The sequence below is a fragment of the Lysobacter terrestris genome, from assembly GCF_014489475.1.
GTDB classification, from domain to species: Bacteria; Pseudomonadota; Gammaproteobacteria; order Xanthomonadales; family Xanthomonadaceae; genus Agrilutibacter; species Agrilutibacter terrestris.
On the sequence record NZ_CP060820.1, the window covers coordinates 2,872,251 to 2,898,126 of the forward strand.

The following is a 25,876-nucleotide window of genomic DNA, read 5'->3' on the forward strand; positions in this document are numbered from 1 at the left end:
CGGCACGATCGTTGCATCGTGCGAACGACCGTGTGTAGCCGCCGGAACGCTGGTTCCGTGAATCGGCGCCGCGAGTGCCGCGGCGCCATGTCGCTCAGCCGCGCTTCCAGCGCACGCCCTGCGGCGTGTCTTCCAGCAGGATGCCCTCGCCGAACAGCTGGTCGCGGATCGCGTCCGCGCGGGCGAAGTCGCGCGCCTTCTTGGCCGCGGCGCGCTCGTCGATCAGGCCCTGGATGCGGGCGTCGTCATCACTCGACGCACCGCGTGCGAACCACGCCGCCGGATCCTGCTGCAGCAGGCCCAGCGCCAGGCCGGCGCCGAGCAGCCGGCCTCGCGTCTCCCCGAGCAACGACTTCGTGCTATCCGCCCACTGCTGCAGGTGGGAGCGCACGAACGGCGCGGCATCGACCTCGCTGTCGGGGTCGCTGTTGAGTGCCTCTTCCAGGCTCGGGAGAACCTCCGCAGGCAGCAATCCTTCTGCGATCCAGGCGACGAACATGAGTCTGGCGTCGACCCTGGTCAGGGACTTGTGCTTTGTCGCCAGCGCGAGGTGCTTTTCATTAGTCCGGAGCAGATGGGTGTGCTTGAGCACGCTGTCTGCAAGTGCCGAGATCTCGCTCAGGGCCATCGGTGTATTGAGATCGTTGTCCAGAACGCGCTCGATCTCCTGCGGAATGGCCGATGCCACCGCGGGAAGATCCGCGGTATCGCGAAGGGCGCCGTACAGGCGGTCGAGCGTGCGCACACTCTGCTCGATCAGGGCGTCCGACCAATCCAGCGGTTGCCGGTAGTGCGCGGAAAGCAGCGCGTAGCGCAAGGCCTCGGGCGGATGCGCGCGCACCAGGTCGTGGATCTTCTCGATGTTGCCCAGCGACTTGCTCATCTTGGTGCCGCCGAAGGTGAGCATGCCGTTGTGCAGCCAGTAGCGCGCGAAGATGCGGCCGCCGTGCGCGCACTCGCTCTGCGCGATCTCGTTCTCATGGTGCGGGAACTGCAGGTCGACGCCACCGGCATGGATGTCGATGGTCTCGCCCAGATGCGCCGCCGCCATGGCCGAGCATTCGATATGCCAGCCCGGGCGGCCTCGACCCCAAGGCGAGTCCCAGCCGGGCAGGTCGTCGGTGGAAGGCTTCCACAGCACGAAATCGCCGGCATCGCGCTTGTACGGCGCTACTTCGACGCGGGCACCTGCGAGCATTTCTTCCGGATCGCGGCGTGAGAGCTTGCCGTAGCTGTCGAAGCTGGCGACCGAGAACAGCACGTGGTTCTGCGCCTCGTAGGCGTGCTCGTTTGCGATCAGTTGCTGGATCATGGCGATGATCTGCGGGATATGAGCGGTGACTTCCGGCTCGATATCCGGCGGGGCGATGCCCAGCGACGCCATGTCTTCGCGGTAGGCGGCAGCGAACTTGTCGGTAATCACCGAGATCGGCACGCCCTGTTCGCGGGCGGCGTTGTTGATCTTGTCGTCGACGTCGGTGACGTTGCGGGCGTAGCTCAGCGCGCCGTAACGGCGTCGCAGCAGGTCGGCCAGCACGCCGAACACCACGTAGGGGCGGGCATTGCCGATGTGCACGTAGTTGTAGACCGTCGGCCCGCAGACATACATGGTCACGCGCGCGGGATCGGCGGGTACGAAGGCTTCGACGCGACGCGTCAGGCTGTTGAAGAGGTGCAGGCTCATGGGATTACCGCGTGGATTACGGCAATTCTAGCGGCCTAAAGCCGGGATTCAGGGCGCGGAGGCGGCTGTCGCCTACAATTCACCGGTCCGGCCAATCCCGAGCGCGATGATCCGTCTCCGTCTGTTGCTGTCCTTCCTGCTGACCTGCCTGGCCCTGGTGGCTGTCCCGGCCGCCGCCCAGCACACGGTCCTCCAGCAGGAGAACGTCCGCTACGACTACGCGCAGGTGCTGCGCGTCACCCCGGTGTACCAGACGCTGACCGCCACCCGCGCCGAGCAGCGCTGCGACCCGGAAGACAAGTCGCGGCTGTCGCGGGCCGTGGGCGCGATCAAGGACGCGCTGCGCCGCGAGGAAGCGGACAAGGCCGCCAACTGCCAGTCGGTGCCGGTCGAGCGCGAGTTCCGCCGGGCGATCGCCTACGACGTCGACTACGTCTACAAGGGCGCCAAGTTCCGCTCGCGGCTGGCCGAAGACCCCGGCAACCGCCTGCGCATCCGCATCGCCATCACCCCGGCCGTGCCCGGGGCGACGACGCCCTGAGCGGTTCTTCCCGGCATATTTCCGATCGTGATGGCCCGCGGGTTGCACCCGGGGGCCCAGCATGCGAGCATTCGCGCCCTCATGAAGACCCTTCGTGCCGACGCTGACGTGATGACCTCCGCCTGGATGGCGGCGGGCATGACCTCGCGCGCGCGCCGACCGTACCCGCCATTCCTGGTTGGGTGACGCGTAGCGCCATTGGTTCGAACGATGGCATGACACACGAAAAGCCCAGCCTTCGCGCTGGGCTTTTTTGCTTTTCCGGCCCAGCGATTCCCCGATTCGTTCTTGGAGACCGCGATGAAGCCCGCCCACAGGCATTTCCTTAACACCCAGGACTGGTCCCGCCCGGACCTCGACGCCCTGCTGACCCAGGCCGCGATGTTCAAGCGCACGAAGTTCGGCGACGAGCTCAAGGGCAAGTCGATCGCCCTGGTGTTCTTCAACCCGTCGATGCGCACCCGCACCAGCTTCGAGCTGGGCGCGTTCCAGCTCGGCGGCCACGCCATCGTGCTGCAGCCGGGCAAGGACGCGTGGCCGATCGAGTTCGACCTCGGCACGGTGATGGACGGCGACACCGAGGAGCACATCAAGGAAGTCGCACAGGTACTGGGCCGCTACGTCGACCTGATCGGCGTGCGCGCCTTCCCGAAGTTCGTCGACTGGGCCTACGACCGCGAGGACATCGTGCTGAAGTCGTTCGCCAGGTACTCGCCGGTGCCGGTGATCAACATGGAAACGATCACCCATCCCTGCCAGGAACTGGCGCACATCCTCGCCCTGCAGGAGCACTTCGGCACCACCGACCTGCGCGGCAAGAAGTACGTGCTGACCTGGACCTACCACCCCAAGCCGCTCAACACGGCGGTGGCGAATTCGGCGCTGACCATCGCCACGCGCATGGGCATGGACGTGACCCTGCTGTGCCCGACGCCGGACTACATCCTCGACGAACGCTACATGGGCTGGGCCGAGCAGAACGTCGCCGAAAGCGGCGGCTCGCTCAGCGTGAGCCACGACACCGACAGCGCCTACCGCGGCGCGGATGTCGTCTACGCCAAGAGCTGGGGCGCGCTGCCGTTCTTCGGCAACTGGGGCCCGGAAAAGCCTATTCGCGACCAGTACCAGCACTTCATGGTCGACGAGCGGAAGATGGCGCTGACCAACAACGGCGTCTTCAGCCACTGCCTGCCGTTGCGCCGCAACGTGAAGGCCACCGACGCGGTGATGGACTCGCCGCAATGCATCGCCATCAACGAAGCCGAGAACCGCCTGCACGTGCAGAAGGCGATCATGGCGGCGTTGGTGTAAGGCGGACTTCAACCTGCCATCCCCCACGATTCATCACCAGAACGGTGGGCCCGGGCCCACCTTGCGAGACACAAGCAAATGGCCAACAAAGACATCGTCCTCGCCTTCTCCGGCGGCCTCGACACCAGCTTCTGCGTTCCCTACCTGCAGGAGCGCGGCTGGAACGTGCACACCGTGTTCGCCGATACCGGCGGCGTGGATGCGGAGGAACGCGCCTTCATCGAGCAGCGCGCCGCCGAACTCGGCGTGACGTCGCACGTGACCGTCGATGGCGGTCCCGCGATCTGGGAAGGCTTCGTCAAGCCGTTCGTGTGGGCGGGCGAGGGCTACCAGGGCCAGTACCCGCTGCTGGTCTCCGACCGCTACCTGATCGTCGACGCGGCGCTGCGCCGTTGCGCGGAGCTCGGCACCAAGGCCATCGCGCACGGCTGCACCGGCATGGGCAACGACCAGGTGCGTTTCGATCTCGCGGTGAAGGCGCTGGGCGATTACGAGATCGTCGCGCCGATCCGCGAAATCCAGAAGGAACACACCGAGGTCCGCGCCTACGAGCAGAAGTACCTGGAAGAGCGCGGCTTCGGCGTGCGCGCCAAGCAGAAGGCCTACACGATCAACGAGAACCTGCTCGGCCTGACCATGTCCGGCGGCGAGATCGACCGCTGGCAGGCGCCGGGCGAGGGCGCGCGCGGCTGGTGCAAGCCGCGCGCCGAGTGGCCGACGGAAGCGCTGCGGGTGAAGGTCAGCTTCGTCAATGGTGAAGCGGTCGCGCTCAACGGCGAGAAGATGGAGGGCCACACACTGCTGGCCCGACTCAACTCGCTGTTCGCGGCGTACGGCGTGGGCCGCGGCATCTACACCGGCGACACGACCATCGGCCTCAAGGGCCGCATCATCTTCGAAGCCCCGGGCCTGATCTCGCTGCTGACCGCGCATCGCGCGCTGGAAGAAACCGTGCTCAGCAAGCAGCAGAACCGCTTCAAGCCGGAGGTGGCGCGCAAGTGGGTGGAGCTGGTGTACGAAGGCTTCTTCCACGATCCGCTCAAGACCGACCTGGAAGCGTTCCTCGCCTCCAGCCAGTCCACCGTCACCGGCGACGTCGTGCTGGAAACGCAGGGCGGCGTAGTCAATGCCGTGGCCATCGAGTCCAAGCACATCCTCAACGCCAAGGGCGCGACCTACGCGCAGGCGGCGGACTGGGGCGTGGCCGAGGCCGAAGGGTTCATCAAGCTGTTCGGCATGAGCAGCACGCTGTGGGCCGAGGTCAACCGCAGCTGATTCGGTGTTGTCCGTCATCCCCGCGAAGGCGGGGATCCATGGACGTTGCTTTCCATGGTTGTCGGACGACAGCAACGTCCATGGGTTCCCGCCTGCGCGGGAACGACGAGCGATAAGCACCAAGGTAACTTTCGGAACGATCAATGCTCTCTTCGGTACTCAAACACCTCGAAGCCCTGGTGTCCTACGACACCCGCAACCCGCCGCGCGACATCGGCACCGGCGGCATCTTCGACTACCTGCGCTCGCAGCTCGACGGTTTCCGCATCGAAGTGACCGACTTCGGCGCCGGCGCGGTGTCGATGCTGGCGGTGCGCGGCAATCCGTCGCGCCTGTTCAACGTGCATCTCGACACGGTGCCTTCGTCGCCGGCCTGGAGCGCCGATCCGCACGTGCTGCGTGTGACGAGCGACCGCGCCATCGGCCTGGGCGCCTGCGACATCAAGGGCGCGGCGGCCGGGTTGCTCGCCGCGGCAGCGGTGACGCAGGGCGATGCGGCGTTCCTCTTCAGCACCGACGAGGAAGCCAACGACGCACGCTGCATCGCCGGCTTCCTCGCCAAGGAGCATGGCTTCCGTGAAGTGATCGTCGCCGAGCCGACGCGCTGCGAGGCGGTGCTGGCGCACCGTGGCATCAGTTCGGTGCTGATGAAGTTCCGCGGCCGCGCGGGCCATGCTTCCGGCGCCGATGCGATGCAGGCTTCGGCCCTGCACCAGGCGGTGCGTTGGGGCGACGCGGCGCTGGATTTCGTCGAGTCGCAGCAGCACCAGCGCTTCGGTGGCCTTACCGGCCTGCGCTTCAACATCGGCCGCATCGAGGGCGGCATCAAGGCCAACATGATCGCGCCCGCCGCAGAGCTGCGTTTCGGCTTCCGGCCGCTGCCGTCGATGTCGATCGATGCCTTGCACGAGCGCTTCGGCGCGATGGTGGATGTCGGCGCGATCGAGCACTACGAGGAGACCTTCCGCGGTCCGCCGCTGCCCGCGGGCGACGTCGCCAACGCGGAACAGCGCAGGCTGGACGGCCGCGACCTCGCCGACGCGCTGGACCTGCCGATCGGCAACGCCGTCGACTTCTGGACCGAGGCCTCGCTGTTCTCCGCCGCCGGCCTGACCGCCATCGTCTACGGGCCCGGCGACATCGCCCAGGCGCACACCGCCGACGAGTGGGTCGCCCTCGAACAACTGCAGCGCTACACCGAATCCGTTACCCGCATTCTTGGAGCGCCCACTTCCGGCGCGAATCCCCCGCAATGATGACTTCCGTACACGACATCCAGACCCGCCAGACCATCGTGCGCCTGCTTTCGAGCATGGCCAGCGCGAAGGAGATTTCGCAGTACCTCAAGCGCTTCTCGCAGCTGGATGCGGCGCGCTTCGCCGTGGTCAAGGTCGGCGGCGCGGTCATGCGCGACGACCTCGACGCATTGACCTCGTCGCTGGCGTTCCTGCAGGACGTGGGCCTGACGCCCATTGTCATCCACGGTGCGGGCCCGCAGTTGGACGAGGAACTGTCGGCCGCGGGCATCCAGAAGCAGACCGTCAACGGCCTGCGCGTGACCTCGCCCGAGGCGCTGGCGATCGTGCGTCGCGTGTTCCTCGCGCAGAACCTGAAGCTGGTCGAGGCGCTGCAGGCCAACGATGCGCGTGCCACGTCGATTGTGTCCGGCGTGTTCGAATCCGACTTCCTCGACCGCGGCACCTACGGCCTGGTGGGAGAGGTGAAGAAGGTGCACCTCGCGCCGATCGAGACCAGCCTGCGCGCGGGTTCGATCCCGGTCATCGCCAGCCTGGGCGAAACCGCCGGCGGCCAGATCCTCAACATCAACGCCGACTTCGCCGCCAACGAGCTGGTGCAGGTGCTGCAGCCGTACAAGATCGTGTTCCTGACCGGTACCGGCGGCCTGCTCGACGGCGAGGGCAAGGTCATCGATTCGATCAACCTGTCGACCGAATACGACCATCTGATCCAACAGCCGTGGATCAACGGCGGCATGAAGGTGAAGATCGAGCAGATCAAGGACCTGCTGGACAAGCTGCCGTTGTCCTCGTCGGTGTCCATCACCAAACCGGCGGAACTGGCGAAGGAACTGTTCACCCACAAGGGATCGGGCACGCTGGTCCGGCGCGGCGAGCGCGTGCTGGAGGCGTCGAGCTGGCAGCAGCTGGACCTGGAGCGCCTGCGCAACCTGATCGAATCCGCCTTCGGTCGTCGCCTGTTGCCCGACTACTTCGAGCGCACGCGCCTGCACCGCGCCTACGTCAGCGAGAACTACCGCGTGGCGGTGATCCTGACGGCGGAGGATGCCGGCACCTACCTCGACAAGTTCGCCGTGCTCGACGAAGCGCAGGGCGAAGGCCTAGGCCGCGCGGTGTGGCAGGTGATGCGCGAGCAGAACCCGAGCCTGTTCTGGCGCTCGCGCCACGGCAATCCGGTGAACCCGTTCTACTACGGGGAAAGCGACGGCTGCCTCAAGGAGGAGAAGTGGAAGGTGTTCTGGTACGGCATGGACGGTTTCGATGCGATCGCGCGCTGCGTGGCGCATTGCCGCGGCCGCGCCGCGACGCTGAAGGACTGAGATGAGCGCACGGGAGTTTCCCCAGGCATGGACACAGGCGCCCGCGCTGCGCGGCGCGCACGTGACGCTGGAACCGCTGCAGGCGGCGCACGCGGACGGCCTGCGTGCCGCGCTGGGCGACGGTGAACTGGCCAGCTTCTGGTACACCAACGTGCCGACGCCGGAAGGTGTCGAGCGCTACCTCCAGTCGGCGCTGGACGGGCAGGCCGCCAAGCAGATGCTGCCGTTCGCGGTACGCACCGCTGCGGGCGAAATCGTCGGCACGACGCGCTACTACGAGCTCGATCCGACGGTGCCGCGGCTCAACATCGGTTACACCTGGTACGCGAAGCACGTCCAACGCACCGGCCTGAACACCGAAGCCAAGCTGTTGCTGTTGAGGCATGCCTTCGAAACGCTGGGCTGCATTGCCGTTGGCTTCGAGACCAGCTGGTTCAACCACGCCTCGCGCACGGCGATCGCGCGGCTGGGCGCGAAGCAGGACGGCGTCCTGCGCAACCACAAGCGCCACGCCGATGGCAGTCCGCGCGATACCGTGGTGTTCTCCATCCTCGATTCGGAATGGCAGGCGGTGAAGCGCAACCTGCAGCACAGGCTGGAGTCGCACCGCCATGGCTAAGCGCATCGGCATCATCGGCGCCCGTGGCTACGTCGGGTCGGAACTGATCCGGCTGCTGGCGGCACATCCACAGTTCGAACTTGCCTTCGTCTCCTCGCGCGAGCGCGCCGGGCAACGGTTGAGCGACCACGAGGCCGGCTACGCCGGCGATCTGGTGTACGTGTCGTACGGTCCCGACGAAGCGGCGGCGCAGGGTGTCGACGCCCTGGTGCTGGCGCTGCCCAATGGCAAGGCGGCGCCGTTCGTCGCGGCGCTGGACGCGGTCGCACCGGACACGGTCGCGATCGATCTTTCCGCCGATTACCGCTTCGACGACGGCTGGTACTACGGCCTGCCCGAACTCACGCGTTCGAGCTACTCGGGCCAGCGCCGCATCAGCAACCCGGGCTGCTACGCCACTGCGATGCAGCTGGCGATCGCGCCCATGCGCGATGCGCTGGAAGGGGCGGTGCAGTGCTTCGGTGTCTCCGGCTATTCCGGTGCGGGCACCACGCCGTCCGACAAGAACGATCCGGACAAGCTGCGCGACAACCTGATGCCGTATGCGCTCACCGGGCACGTCCACGAGCGCGAAGTGAGCCGGCAGCTCGGCCACCCGGTTGAGTTCATGCCGCACGTCGCGCCGCATTTCCGCGGGCTCACCATCACCGCCAACCTGCACCTCGCTTCGGAATTCACCCGCGAGGACGTGGTCGCGCGCTACCGCGAGCGCTACGCCGACGAGCCACTGGTGCGCGTCGCCGATGCGGCGCCGTGGGTCAGCGCGATCGCCAATGCGCACCACGTCGACATCGGCGGCTTCACGCTGTCGGAGGACGGGCGCCGGCTGGTGGTGGTGTCGACCGAAGACAACCTGCTCAAGGGCGCGGCGACGCAGGCGCTGCAGAACCTCAACCTCGCCTTCGGTTTCGACGAGACCGCGGGCATTCCGCTCTAAACAGCCGTCATCCCGAGCGCAGCGAGGGGCCTGCTTTTCCCTGGCTGACAGCAGATCCCTCGCTGCGCTCGGGAAGACACAAGGGAAATATCGCAATGTCCGATCTGCTCTGGCAAAAACCCGGCGTCAAGGTCGACGCACGCATCCAGGCGTTCCTCGCCGGAGAGGACGTGATCCTCGACCGCGAGTTCTTCCTGTTCGACATCGAGGCCAGCCGCGCGCATGCCGAAGGCCTGCAGCAGATCGGCATCCTTGCGGCCGACGAGCTGGACGGCATCCGCCGCGAACTGGCGACGCTGGCGGAGGACTACCGCGCCGGTCACTTCGTCCTCGACGAGCGTTTCGAAGACGGGCATTCGGCGATCGAATCCCGCCTGATCGAACGCCTCGGCGATGCCGGTCGTCGCATCCACACCGGCCGCAGCCGCAACGACCAGATCCTGGTCGCCACGCGCCTGTGGCTGAAGGACCGGCTCGCGCGCGTCGCCGCGCTGTGCCGTGAATCCGCGGAAATCGCGTTGGCCCGCGCCGAGGCCGAAAGCACGCTGCCGTTGCCGGGCTACACGCACCTGCAGCGCGCCGTGGTCTCCTCGTGCGGCATGTGGTGGGCGGCCTGGGCCGAGGGCTTCATCGATGATGCGCTGCGTGCGCAGCAGACGCTGGCCTGGGTCGATGCGAACCCGCTCGGCAGCGCCGCCGGCTACGGCGTCAACCTGCCACTGGCGCGCGAACACACCACGCAGGCGCTCGGCTTCGGTCGCATGCAGGTGTCGGCGGCCTACGCGCAGCTGTCGCGTGGCAAGTTCGAGATGGCGGCGATCGAGGCGCTGTCGTCCGCGCTGCTCGACCTGCGCCGCCTGGCCTGGGACCTGAGCCTGTTCACCAGTGCCGAATTCGGCTTCGTGAAGCTGCCGTCCGAGTACACCACCGGCAGCTCGATCATGCCGAACAAGCGCAACCCCGACGTGATCGAACTGATGCGCGCCACCTATGCCGCTGCTGCGGCCGCGCGCACCGAGATCGAACAACTGCTGTCGCTGCCGTCCGGCTACCATCGCGACCTGCAGTTCTCCAAGGGCGCGATCTTCCACGCCTTCGGGCGCGGCCTGGGCGCGCTGGAGCTGTTGCCGGACCTGTTGCGCAACCTCGAATGGAAGCCGGACGCCATGCGCGCCGCGCTCGACCCGTCGATGTACGCCACCGATCTCGCCGTCGATCTCGCGCGCCAGGGCATGCCGTTCCGCGACGCCTACAAGCAGGCGGCTGATCCGGCACGTTGGGCGCAAGGCGACCCCGACGCCAGCCTCGCCGCACGGGTATCGCCCGGTGCCGCGGCCGACCTGCGCCTGGATGTCCTGCGCGCGCGCTGCGAGGCGCTGGGCTGATGGACGCGCACGCCTTCGGCGCGCAGGCGTTGCCGGCATGGCGACGCGCCGTGCTGAAGGTGGGCAGCAGCCTGCTGGCGGCGGACAGCGGCGGCGTCTCCGAACGTTATGCCGCCGGACTCGCCGCGTTCGTGACGCGCAGTCGCGAGCAGGGGCGCGAGGTGGTTATCGTGTCGTCCGGTGCCGTCGCGGCCGGGCGCGGCGTATTGCACACCGAAGCCGCGGGCCTCACCCAGCGGCAGGCGCTGGCCGCGCTGGGGCAGGCGCACGTGATCGCGCTGTGGCAGCGCCTGTTCTCGGTGCCTGTCGCGCAGGTGCTGCTCAGCCATGACGACCTGCGCAACCGCCGCCGCTACCTCAACGCGCGCGCCACGCTGCGCGAACTGTTGCGCCTGCAGGTCGTGCCGGTGGTCAACGAGAACGACACCGTCGCGGTCGACGAGCTGAAGCTCGGCGACAACGACAATCTCGCCGCCGTGGTCGCGGCCCTGGTCGATGCCGACGTGCTGCTGATCGCCACCGACATCGCCGGGCTGTACAGCGGCCATCCCGTGCGCGATCCGCAGGCCAGGCCGGTGCCACAGGTCGAACGGATCACGCCGGAGATCGTGAAGATGGCGGCCGGCGAAGCGGGGACGCTCGGCACCGGCGGCATGCGCACCAAGCTCGAGGCCGCGGGCAAGGCGGCGGCCGCGGGCATCGACACGCTGCTGTTCTGCGGTCGCGACGGCGATGTCGTCGCCGCGCTCGCGGAGGGTCGCCTGCACGGCACCTGCATCCGCGCCCACGGCGACCGCCTGCTGGCGCGCAAGCTCTGGCTGCGCAACGCGCCCGCCGGCCTGCATGGCGTTCGCGTCGACGCGGGCGCGGCGCAGGCGTTGGGAGCGCGCGGCGCCTCGTTGCTGCCGGGCGGCGTCGTCGCCGTCGAAGGCGAATTCGGACGCGGCGACCTGATCGAAGTGCGGCTGGCCGGCGACACCGGCGATACCGTCCTGGCGCGCGGCCTCGCCCAGTACAACGCGACCGACCTGCGTCGCATCGCCGGCCGGCACAGCCGCGACATCGAAACCATCCTCGGTTACCGCTATGGAGAAGCCGTGATCCACCGCGACGACCTGGTGCTGCTGCCCATGGACGCACGGGCGGAGAACGCATGAGCGGCTACGTCCGTGCCCTGGCCGAAGCCGCGCGCGAAGCGCAGGCGGTGATCGCCGCGCTCGATGCCGACGCGCGCACGCGCCTGGTGGCCGCAATGGCCGACGCCGTCGATGCCGACCGCGTCGCCATCCTGGCCGCCAACGCGCAGGACCTGCAGCGGGCGCGCGACGCGGGAACCGGCGGGGCGATGCTCGATCGCCTCCGGCTCGACGACGCGCGCCTGGACGGCGTGGTGAAGGCCTTGCGCGAGATCGCGGCGTTGCCCGATCCGGTCGGCCAGGTCACACGCAGCGAGGTGCGTGCCGATGGCCTGCGCATCGAGCGGGTGCGGGTGCCGCTGGGCCTGGTCGCGATGATCTACGAGGCGCGGCCGAACGTGACCGCCGACGCGACGGCGCTGTGCCTCAAGTCGGGCAACGCGGTGATCCTGCGCGGCGGCTCCGAAGCCCTGGCCAGCAATTGCGCGATCGCCGCCAGCCTTCGCCGCGCCCTGCGCGAATGCGGCCTGCCCGAAGCAGCGCTGGTGCTGATCGAGGATCCCGCGCGCGAGCACGTGCTCGAGCTCCTGCAGCTGACCGATCTGGTCGACCTGGCCATCCCGCGCGGCGGGGAAGGGCTGATCCGCTTCGTCGCCGAGCACGCGCGCGTCCCGGTGATCAAGCACTACAAGGGCGTGTGCCACCTCTACGTCGACCGTGCGGCCGACGTGGCGCTCGCCACGCGCCTGCTGCTCGACGGCAAGGCGTCGCGGCCGGGGGTGTGCAATGCGCTGGAGACGCTGCTCGTCCATGCCGAGGTCGCCGAAGTATTCCTGCCCGGGGCGCTGGCGGCCTTGGCGGCGCGCGGCGTCGAGGTGCGCGGCGACGCGCGGGTGCGGGCGTTGTGGCCCGGGGCGCAGGCCGCCAGCGAGGCCGACTACGCCGCCGAGTTCCTCGACCTGGTGATCGCCGTGCGCGTGGTCGATTCCCTCGAGGACGCCCTGGCGCACATCCGCCGCCACGGTTCCGACCACACCGAAGTCATCGCGACCGCGGATGCCGCCGCCGCCGAGGCGTTCGTGCGCGGCCTGCGCAGTTCCGCGGTGATGGTCAACGCGTCGTCGCGCTTCAACGACGGCGGCGAGCTGGGCCTGGGCGCGGAGATCGGCATTTCCACCACGCGCCTGCACGCCTACGGCCCGATGGGGCTGGAATCGCTGACCATCGAGCGCTTCGTCGTGCGCGGGGCCGGGCACGTGCGCCATCCGGACCTGCTCGACTGAACGCGCCGCCCCGGATGTCCGCGGCCGATGCCCGCGACTCAATTCGGGATCCAGAACGAAAAACGCCGGCGCAAGGCCGGCGTTCTTCGTGGATCGATTGGTCGGGGAGACAGGATTTGAACCTGCGACTTCTACGTCCCGAACGTAGCGCTCTACCAGGCTGAGCTACACCCCGACGGCAGAGCCCGGCATTCTAAAGGTGCGATTCGTTCCGGGCAAGTGGTCAGTTGCCATGACCTGCGGATCGGGCCCGCGCGGGCCACCGCCAGTTAAACTGTGAAGCCGCGCATAGCCGCCGGATTCCCGCTTCCGGGTATCCCCGATTTCTGGAGTTTCGCTTGATCAAGCCGCGTACCCCGCCCGGCGTCATGGAGTTGTTGCCTCCTGACCAGATCGCCTTCCAGCGCATGCTGGACGTGATCCGCCGCAACTACGAACGCTTCGGCTTCCTGCCGGTGGAAACGCCGGTGATGGAGCTGTCCGAGGTGCTGTTGACCAAGTCCGGCGGCGAGACCGAGCGGCAGGTGTATTTCGTCCAGTCCACCGGCGCCCTGGCCAAGTCCGCGGAAGCTGGATCGCCCGACGGGGTGCCGGAGCTGGCGCTGCGCTTCGACCTCACCGTGCCGCTGGCCCGCTATGTCGCCGAGCACGAGCACGACCTCGCGTTCCCGTTCCGCCGCTACCAGATGCAGCGCGTGTACCGCGGCGAGCGTGCCCAGCGCGGCCGTTTCCGCGAGTTCTACCAGTGCGACATCGACGTGATCGGCAAGGATGCACTGAGCGTGCGTTTCGACGCGGAAATCCCGGCGGTCATCCATTCGGTGTTCTCCGAACTGGACATCGGTGCCTTCACCATCCAGATGAACAACCGCAAGCTGATGCGCGGCTTCTTCGAGGCGCAGGGCGTCGCCGATGGCGAGCTGCAGGCGCTGGTCTTGCGCGAGGTCGACAAGCTCGACAAGCGCGGCGAGGACTACGTGCGCGAGACGCTGACGGGCGAGGGCTTCAATCTCGCAGCCGATGCGGTCGACCGCATCATGGCCTTCGTCAAGGTGCGCTCGACCTCGCATGCCGATGCGCTGGCGCAGCTGGCGGCGCTGGGTGATCACGAGGCCCTGCGCGAAGGCGTGGCCGAACTGCGCGAAGTGCTGGAGCTGGTCCGCGCCATGGGCGTGCCCGAGTCGCACTACGCACTGAACTTCTCCATCGCGCGCGGCCTGGATTACTACACCGGCACCGTGTACGAGACCACGCTCAACGACTACCCGCAGATCGGTTCGATCTGCTCGGGTGGCCGCTACGAGAACCTGGCCAGCCACTACACCAAGTCCAAGCTGCCGGGCGTGGGCATCTCCATCGGCCTGACCCGCCTGTTCTGGCAGCTGCGCGAGGCGGGCCTGCTCGGCAACGCCGCGGGCAGCACGGTGCAGGTGCTGGTGACGCAGATGGACGCCGCGCACCTGCCGCATTGCCTGTCCGTTGCCGGCGACCTGCGCCGCGCCGGTTTCAACACCGAAGTGGTGATGGAAGCCGGCAAGCTCGCCAAGCAGTTCAAGTACGCCGACCGCGCCGGCATCCGCTTCGTGATCGTGCTCGGCGAGGATGAAATCGCCAACGGTACGGTGACGGTGAAGGACCTGCGCCGCGAAGACCAGTTCACCATCGACCGCCACGAACTCGTGAGCGCACTGCGCGTGGAACTCGCGCAGGCCGAAGCATTGCAGGGCACCCACGCATGAAATCCATTCGCCTCGACGGACGCTCGCTGACGCGGGCGCAACTGGTCGCGGTCGCGCACGGCGCGACCGTCGAACTCGAACCCACGCAGCTGCCCGCCGTGCAGCGGGCGGCCGACTTCCTCGCCGAGCAGGCGCGCCGCGAGGAGCCGATCTACGGCGTCAACACCGGCTTCGGCAGCAACGCCGACAAGCTGCTGGGCGCGCACCGCGTGCGCGATCACCTGCCGGGTGCGGAAAAGAACGCCGAAACGCTGCACGAGGAACTGCAGCGCAACCTGATCGTCACCCACGCCGTGTGCGTGGGCGAACCGTTCGCACCGGAAGTCGTGCGCGCGATGCTGTGCATCCGCATCAACACGCTGATGCGCGGCCACTCGGGCATCCGGGTGGAGATCCTGCAGGCGCTGACCGCGATGCTCAACGCCGGCGTGGTGCCGGTGGTGCCGCAGCTGGGTTCGGTCGGCGCGAGCGGCGACCTCGCGCCGCTGTCGCACCTGGCCATCGTGCTGCTCGGCGGCGGCGAAGCCTTCTACCAGGGCGAACGCCTCGCCGGCGGCGAAGCGCTGGCGCGCGCCGGCCTGCAGCCGGTGAAGCTGTCGTACAAGGAAGGCCTGGCGCTGAACAACGGTACCGCGCAGATGCTGGCGACCGGCGTGCTCGCGCTGGCGAAGCTCGAGGCGCTGGTGGAAACCGCCGACCTTGCCGCGGCGATGACCATCGACGCCTTCGCCGGCCGCCTCGGCGCGTTCGCGGAAGAAGTGCACGCGCTGCGCCCGCACCCGGGCCAGGTCGAAACCGCCGCGAACCTGCGTCGCCTGCTCGAAGGTTCCACCCTCAGCGACATCGCCTACCACCTGGTGCCGCGCTTCCGCCAATGGCAGCCGGAGAGCTGGGACAGCGCGGAGTTGCAGCAACTGCGCTTCGACATCGGCTGGGACTGGGTGCCGTTCACCCAGCGCCACGGCCGCGAGAAGTTCTACCAGCGCTTCCGCCCGTTCCGTGGCGGCAAGAAGCACCAGCCGCAGGACAGCTACTCGCTGCGCTGCATCCCGCAGGTGCACGGCGCGGTGCGCGACGCGCTGGCGCAGGCCGCGCGTGTGCTCGACATCGAACTCAACGCACTGACCGACAACCCGATCGTGTTCCCGGATGCGAAGGCGGAATTTGTCGAGCAGCAGGTGATCTCCGCCGGTCACTTCCACGGCATGCCGCTGGCATTGGCGATGAGCTACGTGAAGGCCGCCATCCCGGTGCTGGCGAGCATTTCCGAGCGCCGCCTCAACAAGCTCGTCGACAGCGCCACCAACGACGGCCTGCCGGGCTTCCTGATCGGCAACGAGGACGGCACCGAATCGGGTTTCATGATCGTGCAGTACACCGCGGCGGCGATCGTCAACGATCTCGCCAGCCGCGCCATGCCGGCGTCGGTGTATTCGATTCCGACCAGCGCGAACGCCGAGGACCACGTGTCCATGGGCGCCAACGAGGCGCGGCACGTGCTCGCGATGGCCGACGACCTGGGCAAGGTGCTGGGGCTGGAGCTGTACACAGCCGCGCAGGCGCTGGACCTGCGCCGCGACATGATCAACGCGGCGCGCGGATTGGCGGTGCGCACCGATGCCGCAGGCCTCGCCGCGAAGGTGGCGGGCGGTCCGGCGGCGGGCAGCGAGGACCGCGACGGCTTCCTGGGCGAAGTGGAAAGCCTGCGCGTCGAACTGGCGAATGCCGACGCCTTCCATCCGGGCAACGCCGTGGCGCGCGCGCACGCGGCGATCCGCGAGCAGCTGCCGTTCTTGGCCCGCGACCGCGCACTCGATGGCGAAGTCGCCACCGCCGTGCGCCTGGTCAAGGAAGGCGTCGTTCTCGCCGCCGCGCGCGGCTGATCGAGATCGATCGAAGCGACAGTCGGGGCGGCGTCAGGCCGCCATGACCGCCGATGTCCGCACGCAATCGCGGCCGTCGGCCTTGGCCCGGTAGAGGGCTTCGTCGGCCCGTTGCAGCGCGGTTTCCGCGCCTGCCTTCGAACGCGTGTCCACCGAGTGCACGCCGAAGCTCGCCGTCACCTGGATCGTGGCGCCCTCGCAGCGGAACGGCTCGGCGCGCAGCCGTGCACGCAATTCCTCGGCGACGTGGGTCGCGCCTTCCAGGTCCGTGCCCGGTAGCGCTACCACGAACTCCTCGCCACCGAAGCGTGCCAGCAACGCGTTGTGCTGGCGCAGCGTCTGCCCGATCACGCCGGCTGCCCAGCGCAGGCATGCGTCGCCGACGAGGTGGCCGTGGCGGTCGTTGATCTGCTTGAAGTGGTCGAGGTCGATCATCAGCAGCGACAGGTGCCGGCCGCTGCGCGCCTGCGACAGCAGGCCTTCCATGCCCTCGTGGAAGAAGCTGCGGTTGTGCAGGCCGGTGAGGCTGTCGCGCTGGCTGGATTCGCGCAGGCGTCCGTGCGCATCGGCGAGCTGGTTCAGCGCGTTGCTGAGTTCGGAGGTGCGCTGCGCGACCTTCTGTTCCAGCTGGTCGCGGGAGTCGCGGATGATGCGCTCGTTCTCGCTGCGCAGGGCCGAGTAGCGGTAACCCAGGCCGATCGACAGCAGCAGCATCTCCATCGCCGAACCGATCTCCTTGCCGTATTCGGTGAGGAAGACCTTGGGCACGAGGCCGAACGCGACCGCCGCGAACATGCCCGTGCCGAGCAGGAACATCGCCCAGGCCAGCAGGAAGATCACCGCCGGCTTGTAGCCGCGCCGGGTGATGACCAGGCCCAGTGCCGCCACCCAGCTGATGCTGAGGAACACCGTCGCCGAGGCGATCGGCGTGGTGACGTGGTAGGGGAGCTGCGTGGCCGCCAGGCCCAGCAGCACGTAGAACGCGATGATGCCCAGGCTGATGCGGTCGCCCAACCGCCAGCGTTCGCGCAGGCCGAGGAAGGTGCGGGTGAACTGCTGCATGCCCACCTGCGACAGGCAGATCGACAGCGGCACCGACTTGTCGGCCAGCCACGTCGAGTTGGGCCACAGGTATTCGAAGCCGAGGCCGTTGAGCGTGAACAGCACCAGCCCGAACGCGCAGATGTGCAGCAGGTACCAGAAGTAGCTGGCATCGCGCAGGGTCAGCCACAGCACCATGTTGTAGAAGAACAACGCCAGCAGGATGCCGTAGTACACGCCCATGCCCAGCTGCGCATCGCGCGACATCTCGGTGAAGGCCGCCTGCGTGTAGAGCTTCAGCGGCACCTGCATCGAGCTCTGGCTCTGCACGCGCACGAACACGTCGACCGGCTGTTCGCGTGGCAGGTCGATCAGGAAGTTGGGATGGCGGTAGCTGATGCTGCGCCCATCGGCGAAGGGCAGGGCGTCGCCGCCACGCCAGTGCTGCGTGCGGCCGTCGGCGTAGTTGGCGTAGACATCGATGTTGTCGCTGAGCGCGTACTGCTGCACCAGCAGCCAGCGCTGCTCGCGTTCGGAGCGGTTGAGCAGGCGCACGTGGAACCAGTAGGCGCCGGTCTGGAAGCCGAAGGCCGCGCTCTCGTCGGGCAGGCGCGCGAACCGGTTGTTGGCCAGCTTGTGCGCGCTATCGCGCAGCGAGTCCTTCGCGGCGGCGTCGTGGTAGTAGAGGACGTGCGAGGACAGCGGCACGGCCGGCGTGGCGTCCGTGAGGACGACCGTGTCGGCGGCACGCGCGGGCAGGGCGGTCAGCAACAGCAGCCATCCGAGGCAGGCACCCAGCAGTGATCGCGCGATCCCCATTCGAACCCCTCGCAGCCGCTCGCGGCGGGCGTGAAGGGAGTGTACTTCAGCTTTTTGGCGGCTTCGTGCGCCCGCCGGGGCGGTTGACGCGGCATTTCCGCGGCTGCTAATGTATTAACGCGTTAATACATTAATCAAGCCAGACAGCAGGCCAGTTGCCCCGATGAAGCGTCGCCCCTCCGATACTGAACAGGTCGAGGATGCCCTCGATGACCTTGCCAATGCCCTGCAGCGGCTGATCACCGCTGCGCAGGTGCGCGCCTTCCTGGAAGACCTGTGTACCCCGGCCGAGCTGGAGGCGATGAGCGATCGCTGGAAGGTGGTGCCCCTGGTCGCGGAGGGCGTTCCGTATCGCGAGATCCACGACCGCACGCTGGTCAGCGTGACCACCATCGGTCGCGTCGCGCGCACGTTCGAGCGCGGCGCCGGTGGCTACGCGGCGGCGCTGAAGCGCCGTGGCGCGCGTTGAGGGCCGGCCGATGAGTCCGATTGCCCCGCCGTCCGGCCGCGACCGCCTGCGCGTCGCCATCCAGAAATCCGGCCGCCTGGCCGAACCGGCCCGTGCCCTGCTGGCCTCGTGCGGCCTGAGCTGGCGCGAAAGCCGCGACCGCCTGTTCTGCTACGGCGAAAGCCTGCCCATCGACCTGCTGCTGGTGCGCGACGACGACATCCCGGGGCTGATCGCCGATGGCGTCTGCGACCTCGGCATCGTCGGCCGCAACGTCCTCAGCGAGCAGGACCTGGCCAACCGCGTCGACGGCACCGGTCCGCGCTTCCGCGAACTGCAACCGCTCGGTTTCGGCGGCTGCCGCCTGGCGCTCGCCGTACCCGAGACGTGGAGCTGGCGCGACGCCTCGCAGCTCGCCGGCAAGCGCATCGCCACCAGCTACCCGCAGCTGCTGTCGAAGTGGCTCGCCGACGCGGGCATCGACGCACAGGTGGTCCTGTTGTCGGGTTCGGTCGAGATCGCCCCGCGCCTGGGCCAGGCGGATGCGATCTGCGATCTCGTTTCCAGCGGTTCGACGCTGGCCGCGAACCAGCTCAAGCCGGTGCAGACCCTGCTGGAAAGCGAAGCCGTGCTCGCCGGCCCCGCCGCCGACTTCGACGATGCCCGCGCCGAGTTGATGGAACTGCTGCTGCGTCGCCTCGACGGCGCGCTGCGCATCCGCCGCAGCAAGCTGCTGATGTTCCAGGCGCCGCGCGAACTGCTGCCGACGCTGCTGCCATTGCTGCCCGATGCCGAGGCACCGACGGTGATGCAGATCGACGGGGCCGAGCGCCTCGCGCTGCAGGCCCTGTGCCACGGCGCACTCACCTGGCAACGCCTGGAGGAATTGAAGCGGGCGGGCGCCTGCGGCCTGATGGTGCTGCCGGTCGAGGGCCTGCTGGCATGAGGCGCGTCGACTGGAAGCAATTGGACCGAAGCGAGCGCATTGCGTCGTTGCGCCGGCCCGCGCAGGTCATGGCGCCGGAAACGAGCACGGCGGTCGCGATCATTCTCGAAGCGGTGCGGCAAGGCGGCGATAGGGCCCTGCGCGACTACACCGCGCGTTTCGACAAGGCGGACCTCGACGATTTCACCGTGTCGACGAGCGAGTTCGCCGTGGCGGAAGCCGCATTGACGCCTGCGCTGCGCTCGGCCATACGCGAAGCGGCGGAACGGATCCGCGCATTCCACGAAGCCGGCATGGCCGGCGAATTCACCGTCGCGACGGCCACGGGCGTCAACTGCGGGCGCATCCTGCGGCCGATCCCGCGCGTCGGCCTGTACGTTCCCGCCGGCTCCGCGCCGCTGCCGTCGACGGCGCTGATGCTGGGGATCCCGGCCGCGCTGGCCGGTTGCGACGACATCGTGCTGTGCACGCCACCGCGCGCGGACGGCACGGCGGATCCGGCGGTGCTGTTCGCGGCGCGCTGCTGCGGCATCGATCGCGTGTTCAAGCTCGGTGGCGCACAGGCCATCGCGGCGATGGCATTCGGCACGCAGACGGTGCCGCGTTGCGACAAGCTGTTCGGTCCGGGCAACGCCTACGTCACCGAAGCCAAGCGCCAGGTGTCGATGGTGGAAGGCGGCGCCGGCATCGACATGCCGGCGGGGCCGTCCGAAGTGCTGGTGATCGCCGACGCCGGCGCCAATCCTGTGTTCGTGGCGGCGGACCTGCTGTCGCAGGCCGAACACGGCGCCGACTCGCAGGTGGTGCTGATCAGCGACGATGCGGCGATGCTCGACGCGGTGCTGGGCGAAGTCGCCCGCCAGGTCGAGGCCTTGCCGCGTGGCGAGGTGGCGAAGCAGGCGTTGCGTGCGTCGCTGGCGGTCCGCGTCGACTCGCTGGAACAGGCCTTCGCCATCAGCAACGACTACGCGCCGGAGCACCTGATCCTCGCCCTGCGCAAACCGCGCGGCTGGCTGCCGCGCGTGCGCAGCGCCGGTTCGGTGTTCCTCGGCGACTGGGCGCCCGAAGCGCTGGGCGACTACTGCAGCGGTACCAACCACGTGTTGCCCACCAGCGGCGCCGCGCGCTGGTGCAGCGGGCTGAGCGTTGCCAGTTTCCAGACCTCGATCACCGTGCAGGAAGTCGCCCGCGAAGGGCTGGCGGCGATCGGCCCCTGCGCCGTCGAACTCGCCTCCGCCGAGGGGCTCGACGCGCACCGGCTCGCGGTGCAACTGCGCCTGGAGGCGCTGGCGGCATGAGCGTGCTCGATCTCGTACGCGCCGACCTGCGCGACTTCACCGGCTACCGCTCCGCGCGCAGCGACAGGCTCGATGGCTCGGTCTGGTTGAATGCCAATGAATCGCCGTGGGCGAATCCGGCCGATGCCGACGGCACGCTGCGCCGCTACCCCGAACCGCAACCGCAGCGCTTGCGCGCCGCGCTCGCGGAGCTCTACGGCGTAGAACCGGCGCAACTGCTCGCCGGGCGCGGCAGTGACGAAGGCATCGATCTGCTGCTGCGCGCGCTGTGCCGTCCGGGTAGCGATGCCGTCGTCGTCACCACGCCCACCTTCGGCATGTACGCCGTGTGCGCGCGCTTGCACGGCGCGGAGGTCGTCGACGTGCCGCTGCTCGAAGGCGAGGGCGGCTACGCCTGCGACTTCGCGGCCGTGGGCGATGCAGCCGAGCGGCGCGCGGCGAAGATCGTCTTCCTGTGTTCGCCCGGCAATCCGGGCGGCAACCTGCTGCCGCTCGACGCGATCGCGGCATTGGCGCAACGCCTGCGCGATCGCTGCGTCGTGGTCGTCGACGAGGCCTACCTCGAGTTTGCCGCGGCGCCATCGGCCACCGGCTTGCTTCGGGAGTTTGCGAACGTCGCCGTCCTGCGCACCCTGTCCAAGGCGCACGCACTGGCGGCAGCGCGGATCGGTAGCGTGATCGCCGATGCCGACCTGCTCGCGGTCCTGCAGCGCTGCCAAGCGCCGTATCCGCTGCCGCAGCCATGCGTCGAAGCCGCGTTGGCGGCACTCGCGCCCGCGGCGTTGGCGCGAACCCGCGCGCGCATCGACGAAACCATCCGCGAGCGCTCGCGCCTGCAGGCGGGGCTCGACGCGCTGCCGGCGATCCGCCGGGTCGCGCCCTCCACGGCCAATTTCGTGCAGGTGCGTTGCCACGATCCGCAGGCCGCATTCCAGGCATTGCTGGGGCAGGGCATCGTCGTGCGCGACCTGCGGGCGATGCCCGGCCTGTCCGATGCGCTGCGCATCAGCATCGGCACGCCCGAGCAGAACCAGCGCGTGCTCGCGACGATCGCGGCGCTCTCGGTGCCGGCGGGAGCGGCCGCATGAGCGCGATCCTCTTCGTCGATCGCGACGGCACCCTGATCGAGGAGCCGGCCGACTTCCAGATCGACCGCTTCGACAAGCTGCGCTTCGTCGCGGGCGTGGTCCCGGCGATGCTGCGGCTGCGCGATGCCGGCTACGAATTCGTGATGGTCACCAATCAGGACGGCCTCGGCACCGACGCGTTTCCCCGCGCCGACTTCGACGGCCCGCACCAGCTGATGCTGCAGGTGTTCGCGAGCCAGGGCATCGTGTTCCGCGACGTCCTGATCGACAGCAGTTTCCCGGCCGACAACGCGCCCACCCGCAAGCCCGCGCTCGGCCTGGTGCAGGACTACCTGCGCGACCATCGCATCGACTGGGCGCGTTCGGCGATGGTCGGCGACCGCGAGACCGATGCGCAATTCGCACGCAACCTCGGCGTGCGTTCGTTCCAGTTGCGCACGGCGCAGTTCGGCGGCGCCTGGGACTGGGCGGGCATTGCCCGCGAGCTGGTGGAATCGCCACGCATCGCGGAAGTGGCGAGGAATACCCGCGAAACGAAGATCACGGTCCGCGTCGATCTCGACTCGCCGGCCGAGCCGCTTGCCAGCACTGGGCTGGGCTTCTTCGACCACATGCTCGAGCAGCTCGGCAAGCACGGTGACTTCGGCCTCACGCTGCGTTGCGACGGCGACCTGCACATCGACGAGCACCACACGGTCGAGGACTGCGGACTGGCCCTGGGGCAGGCGTTGAAGCAGGCACTGGGCGACAAGCGCGGCATCGGTCGTTACGGCTTCACGTTGCCGATGGATGAAGCGCTGGCCAGCGCGGCGCTGGATTTCTCCGGGCGGCCGTACTTCGTCTTCGACGGCGAGTTCCGTCGCGAGCGCGTCGGCGAGTTGCCGACCGAACTGGTGCCGCACTTCTTCCGTTCGCTGTGCGAGACCGCGGGCCTGAACCTGCACCTGAAGGTGGACGGCGACAACGACCACCACAAGGTCGAAGCGTGCTTCAAGGTCGTCGCGCGCGCCCTGCGTCAGGCGATCGCGCGCGAGGGCACCGCGTTGCCCAGCACCAAGGGCGTGCTGTGATGGAGGTCGTGCTGATCGATTCGGGCGGTGCGAACATCGGATCGGTGCGCTATGCGCTGGAGCGGCTGGGCGTGAACGCGCAGCTCAGCGCGGATGCGGAGACGATCACCCGTGCCGAGCGCGTGATCCTGCCAGGCGTCGGCGCCGCTGGTGCGGGCATGGCGCGGCTGCGTGAGCTGGGACTGGTCGATGTCGTGCGCAACCTGTCGCAGCCGTTGCTGGGCATCTGCCTGGGCATGCAGCTGTTGTTCGAATCCTCGGAGGAGAACGAAACCGCGTGCCTCGGCCTGGTTCCCGGGCGCGTGCGCAAGCTGGCCGCGGGCGAGGGCATCCGCGTGCCGCACATGGGCTGGAATGCCTTGCAGCCGCGTCGCGACGACGCGCTGCTGGCCGGCGTGGACACGGGTGCGCAGGCCTATTTCGTGCACAGCTATGCCGCGCCGGTCAGTGACGACACCATCGCGACCGCAACGCACGGTGATCCGTTCAGTGCCGTCGTGCGCCGCGGCCGCTGCTGGGGCGCGCAATTCCACCCCGAACGCTCGGGGCACGTGGGCGCGCGCCTGCTGGAAAACTTCCTGTCGGATCGCCTCGCATGAGCGGCTTCACCCTGTATCCGGCGATCGACGTGCGCGCGGGCCGAGTGGTGCGCCTACGCCAGGGCGACTACGCGCAGGAAACCCTCTACGGCGACGATCCGCGGGCCGTGGCGCAGCGTTATGCGGATGCCGGCGCAGGCTGGTTGCACCTGGTCGATCTCGACGCCGCGCGCGAAGGCGGTTACACGCTCGCGCCGTTGCTGGCGCAGGTGAAGGCGACGACCACGCTGCGGGTTCAGAGCGGTGGTGGCGTGCGCAGCGCCGATGACATGCAGCGCATGCTCGACGCGGGTGCCGATCGGGTCGTGCTCGGGTCCTTGGCCGTGCGCGCGCCGGAGACGGTGATGGCATGGCTGCAGACGTTCGGCGTAGAACGAATCACCGTGGCTTTGGACGCGCGGTGCGTGGATGGTCGCTGGCTGCTGCCGACCGAGGGCTGGACCAACGCGAGCGGCATCGAGCTGGAACACCTGCTGGCGCGTTATTCCGACGCGGGCCTGCGGCATGTCCTGTGCACCGACATCGACCGCGACGGCATGCTGGCCGGTCCGAACGTCGCCCTCTACCGCGACATCGTGGCGCTGCTGCCGGACCTGCAGCTGCAGGCATCCGGCGGCGTGCGCGACATCGGCGACATCGAGGCCGCACGCGAAGCCGGCTGCGCCGGCGCCGTGCTCGGTCGGGCCCTGCTCGAAGGCCGTTTCGACCTGGCGCAGGCCCTGCGCGAGGAGCTGGCATGCTGAGTCGGCGCATCATTCCCTGCCTGGATGTGCGCGACGGACGCGTGGTGAAGGGCGTGCGCTTCCGCGACCACGTCGACATGGGCGACATCCTCGACCTGGCCCTGCGTTACCGCGACGAAGGTGCGGACGAACTGGTGTTCTACGACATCACCGCGAGCCCGCAAGGCCGGCGCGCCGACCGTGGCTGGGTCGAGCGCGTGGCCCGCGTCATCGACATTCCCTTCTGTGTCGCCGGCGGCATCCGTGGCGTGGAGGACGCGCGCGAGCTGCTCTATGCCGGCGCCGACAAGGTGTCGATCAACTCGCCCGCGCTGGAGCGGCCCGAACTGATCGGCGAGCTCGCACAGGCCTTCGGCGTGCAGTGCGTCGTCGTCGGCATCGACAGCCTGCGCGACGAAGACGGCGAATGGCGCGTGCGCCAGTACACGGGCGATCCCGCGCGCACGCGGCCGTTGCCGCGACGCACGCTGGACTGGGTAGTCGAGGCGCAGCAGCGCGGCGCGGGCGAGATCGTGCTCAACTGCATGGGCAGCGATGGCGTGCGCGCGGGCTTCGACATCGCGCAGTTGCGCGCGGTGCGTGCGGTCTGCGAAGTGCCGTTGATCGCATCGGGTGGCGCGGGTGTGCCCGGCCACTTCCAGCAGGTGTTCGAGCAGGCCGACGTGGACGGCGCGCTCGCCGCCTCGGTCTTCCACTCGGGGGCGATCCGCATCTCCGAACTCAAACAGGCGCTGCGCGGGCAGGGCATCGAGGTGCGCGATGCGGCATGACGCGACGAAAGCATTGCAGGTCGATGCCCTGGCCTGGGACAAGCAGAATGGACTGCTGCCCGCGATCGTGCAGGATGCCGCCACGCTGCGCGTGCTGATGCTCGGGTACATGGACCGCGCCGCGCTGGAAACCACGCTGGCCGAGGGCAAGGTCACGTTCTACAGCCGCAGCAAGCAGCGGCTCTGGACCAAGGGCGAAGCCTCCGGGCATTTCCTGCAGTTGGTGTCCATCGATGTCGATTGCGACAACGACTCCCTGCTGGTGCTGGCGCACCCGCAGGGGCCGACCTGCCACCTGCAGCGCGCGAGTTGCTTCCCCGACGCGCCGGGGGAGTTCCTCGCCGAGCTGGAAGCCCTGATCGGGCAACGCGACCGCGAGCGTCCCGCCGGCAGCTACACCTCGGGGCTGTTCGAAGACGGCGTGCGCGCGATCGCGCAGAAAGTCGGTGAGGAGGGGGTCGAGACCGCATTGGCGGCCGTGGCGCAGGGCGACGCGGAACTGCAGGGTGAAGCCGCCGACCTGCTCTACCACCTGCTCGTGCTGCTGCGCGCGCGAGGCCTGCCGCTGGCGGGCGTGGTCGAGGTGCTGCGGGCCCGGCATCGGGCATCGGTTGCAAGGTAGGCGCCGGCTCGGATAATCGTCGCGACCCGCGGAGGCCGCATGCGATTCCTGATTTCGCCGT

23 protein-coding genes and 1 tRNA gene are annotated in these 25,876 nt (G+C 68.7%); 21 read left to right on the forward strand and 3 right to left on the reverse strand.

The window, feature by feature from the left end; translation table 11 throughout:
• Positions 1 to 94 precede the first annotated feature (94 nt).
• Positions 95 to 1,684, reverse strand: a complete 1,590-nt coding sequence (cysS, locus tag H8B22_RS13435; protein ID WP_187711898.1) for a cysteine--tRNA ligase — start codon at positions 1,682 to 1,684, stop codon at positions 95 to 97.
• 106 nt (positions 1,685 to 1,790) lie between these two features.
• On the opposite strand from cysS, the gene H8B22_RS13440 reads away from it, so the two are divergent.
• From H8B22_RS13440 to H8B22_RS13485, 10 genes are all read left to right on the forward strand, one after another.
• Positions 1,791 to 2,225, forward strand: coding sequence for a hypothetical protein (locus H8B22_RS13440; RefSeq protein ID WP_407060814.1), 435 nt, complete (start codon positions 1,791 to 1,793; stop codon positions 2,223 to 2,225).
• Positions 2,226 to 2,525: 300 nt separating this feature from the next.
• On the forward strand, positions 2,526 to 3,536 hold the full coding sequence (locus tag H8B22_RS13445) for an N-acetylornithine carbamoyltransferase (RefSeq protein ID WP_187711899.1): 1,011 nt from the start codon (positions 2,526 to 2,528) through the stop codon (positions 3,534 to 3,536).
• 78 nt (positions 3,537 to 3,614) lie between these two features.
• On the forward strand, positions 3,615 to 4,811 hold the full coding sequence (locus H8B22_RS13450) for an argininosuccinate synthase (RefSeq protein ID WP_187711900.1): 1,197 nt from the start codon (positions 3,615 to 3,617) through the stop codon (positions 4,809 to 4,811).
• 143 nt (positions 4,812 to 4,954) lie between these two features.
• On the forward strand, positions 4,955 to 6,067 hold the full coding sequence (locus H8B22_RS13455) for an acetylornithine deacetylase (RefSeq protein ID WP_187711901.1): 1,113 nt from the start codon (positions 4,955 to 4,957) through the stop codon (positions 6,065 to 6,067).
• Positions 6,067 to 7,389 (forward strand): acetylglutamate kinase, encoded by a 1,323-nt coding sequence (locus H8B22_RS13460; RefSeq protein ID WP_225876214.1) that lies wholly within the window; start codon positions 6,067 to 6,069, stop codon positions 7,387 to 7,389. Before H8B22_RS13455 ends, H8B22_RS13460 begins: the two co-directional genes overlap by 1 nt.
• 1 nt (position 7,390) lies before the next feature.
• Positions 7,391 to 8,008 carry a GNAT family N-acetyltransferase gene (locus H8B22_RS13465; RefSeq protein WP_187711903.1) on the forward strand — a complete coding sequence of 206 codons (618 nt, stop codon included), beginning with the start codon at positions 7,391 to 7,393 and terminating at the stop codon, positions 8,006 to 8,008.
• Positions 8,001 to 8,945: an N-acetyl-gamma-glutamyl-phosphate reductase gene (argC, locus tag H8B22_RS13470; RefSeq protein ID WP_187711904.1), complete on the forward strand. Its 945-nt coding sequence runs from the start codon at positions 8,001 to 8,003 to the stop codon at positions 8,943 to 8,945. Before H8B22_RS13465 ends, argC begins: the two co-directional genes overlap by 8 nt.
• Positions 8,946 to 9,040: 95 nt before the next feature.
• Positions 9,041 to 10,330, forward strand: a complete 1,290-nt coding sequence (gene argH / locus H8B22_RS13475; protein WP_187711905.1) for an argininosuccinate lyase — start codon at positions 9,041 to 9,043, stop codon at positions 10,328 to 10,330.
• Positions 10,330 to 11,487, forward strand: coding sequence for a glutamate 5-kinase (proB, locus tag H8B22_RS13480; protein WP_187711906.1), 1,158 nt, complete (start codon positions 10,330 to 10,332; stop codon positions 11,485 to 11,487). The genes argH and proB overlap by 1 nt, the downstream gene beginning before the upstream one ends.
• Complete coding sequence (locus tag H8B22_RS13485; protein ID WP_187711907.1) at positions 11,484 to 12,749, forward strand: glutamate-5-semialdehyde dehydrogenase; 1,266 nt, start codon at positions 11,484 to 11,486, stop codon at positions 12,747 to 12,749. Before proB ends, H8B22_RS13485 begins: the two co-directional genes overlap by 4 nt.
• 98 nt (positions 12,750 to 12,847) lie before the next feature.
• On the opposite strand, the gene H8B22_RS13490 is transcribed toward H8B22_RS13485, so the two are convergent.
• Positions 12,848 to 12,924 (reverse strand) — tRNA-Pro (locus H8B22_RS13490).
• A 163-nt stretch (positions 12,925 to 13,087) separates the two neighbouring features.
• On the opposite strand from H8B22_RS13490, the gene hisS reads away from it, so the two are divergent.
• Both hisS and H8B22_RS13500 read left to right on the forward strand, forming a co-directional pair.
• Positions 13,088 to 14,488, forward strand: coding sequence for a histidine--tRNA ligase (hisS, locus tag H8B22_RS13495; protein ID WP_187711908.1), 1,401 nt, complete (start codon positions 13,088 to 13,090; stop codon positions 14,486 to 14,488).
• Complete coding sequence (locus tag H8B22_RS13500) at positions 14,485 to 16,371, forward strand: HAL/PAL/TAL family ammonia-lyase (protein ID WP_187711909.1); 1,887 nt, start codon at positions 14,485 to 14,487, stop codon at positions 16,369 to 16,371. The genes hisS and H8B22_RS13500 overlap by 4 nt, the downstream gene beginning before the upstream one ends.
• A gap of 33 nt (positions 16,372 to 16,404) precedes the next feature.
• Here the strand turns inward: H8B22_RS13500 and H8B22_RS13505 are convergent, their stop codons facing one another.
• A complete protein-coding gene (locus H8B22_RS13505) occupies positions 16,405 to 18,231 on the reverse strand; it encodes a sensor domain-containing diguanylate cyclase (protein WP_187711910.1) in 1,827 nt (608 codons plus the stop codon).
• A 163-nt stretch (positions 18,232 to 18,394) separates the two neighbouring features.
• Here H8B22_RS13505 and H8B22_RS13510 point away from each other — a divergent pair, with 163 nt between their 5' ends.
• The 9 genes from H8B22_RS13510 to hisIE are packed head-to-tail and all read left to right on the forward strand — an operon-like array spanning position 18,395 to position 25,815.
• Positions 18,395 to 18,700 (forward strand): YerC/YecD family TrpR-related protein, encoded by a 306-nt coding sequence (locus tag H8B22_RS13510; RefSeq protein ID WP_187711911.1) that lies wholly within the window; start codon positions 18,395 to 18,397, stop codon positions 18,698 to 18,700.
• A gap of 10 nt (positions 18,701 to 18,710) precedes the next feature.
• On the forward strand, positions 18,711 to 19,625 hold the full coding sequence (hisG, locus tag H8B22_RS13515) for an ATP phosphoribosyltransferase (RefSeq protein WP_187711912.1): 915 nt from the start codon (positions 18,711 to 18,713) through the stop codon (positions 19,623 to 19,625).
• Positions 19,622 to 20,923 carry a histidinol dehydrogenase gene (hisD, locus tag H8B22_RS13520; protein WP_187711913.1) on the forward strand — a complete coding sequence of 434 codons (1,302 nt, stop codon included), beginning with the start codon at positions 19,622 to 19,624 and terminating at the stop codon, positions 20,921 to 20,923. The genes hisG and hisD overlap by 4 nt, the downstream gene beginning before the upstream one ends.
• Entirely contained in the window at positions 20,920 to 22,011 is a 1,092-nt protein-coding gene (gene hisC / locus H8B22_RS13525) for a histidinol-phosphate transaminase (RefSeq protein ID WP_187711914.1), read from the forward strand. Before hisD ends, hisC begins: the two co-directional genes overlap by 4 nt.
• Positions 22,008 to 23,081, forward strand: coding sequence for a bifunctional histidinol-phosphatase/imidazoleglycerol-phosphate dehydratase HisB (gene hisB, locus H8B22_RS13530; protein WP_187711915.1), 1,074 nt, complete (start codon positions 22,008 to 22,010; stop codon positions 23,079 to 23,081). Before hisC ends, hisB begins: the two co-directional genes overlap by 4 nt.
• Complete coding sequence (hisH, locus tag H8B22_RS13535) at positions 23,081 to 23,680, forward strand: imidazole glycerol phosphate synthase subunit HisH (RefSeq protein ID WP_187711916.1); 600 nt, start codon at positions 23,081 to 23,083, stop codon at positions 23,678 to 23,680. The genes hisB and hisH overlap by 1 nt, the downstream gene beginning before the upstream one ends.
• Positions 23,677 to 24,423 carry a 1-(5-phosphoribosyl)-5-[(5-phosphoribosylamino)methylideneamino]imidazole-4-carboxamide isomerase gene (gene hisA / locus H8B22_RS13540; protein ID WP_187711917.1) on the forward strand — a complete coding sequence of 249 codons (747 nt, stop codon included), beginning with the start codon at positions 23,677 to 23,679 and terminating at the stop codon, positions 24,421 to 24,423. The genes hisH and hisA overlap by 4 nt, the downstream gene beginning before the upstream one ends.
• Positions 24,417 to 25,193: an imidazole glycerol phosphate synthase subunit HisF gene (gene hisF / locus H8B22_RS13545; RefSeq protein WP_187711918.1), complete on the forward strand. Its 777-nt coding sequence runs from the start codon at positions 24,417 to 24,419 to the stop codon at positions 25,191 to 25,193. The genes hisA and hisF overlap by 7 nt, the downstream gene beginning before the upstream one ends.
• A complete protein-coding gene (gene hisIE, locus H8B22_RS13550) occupies positions 25,183 to 25,815 on the forward strand; it encodes a bifunctional phosphoribosyl-AMP cyclohydrolase/phosphoribosyl-ATP diphosphatase HisIE (protein WP_187711919.1) in 633 nt (210 codons plus the stop codon). The genes hisF and hisIE overlap by 11 nt, the downstream gene beginning before the upstream one ends.
• Positions 25,816 to 25,876 lie beyond the last annotated feature (61 nt).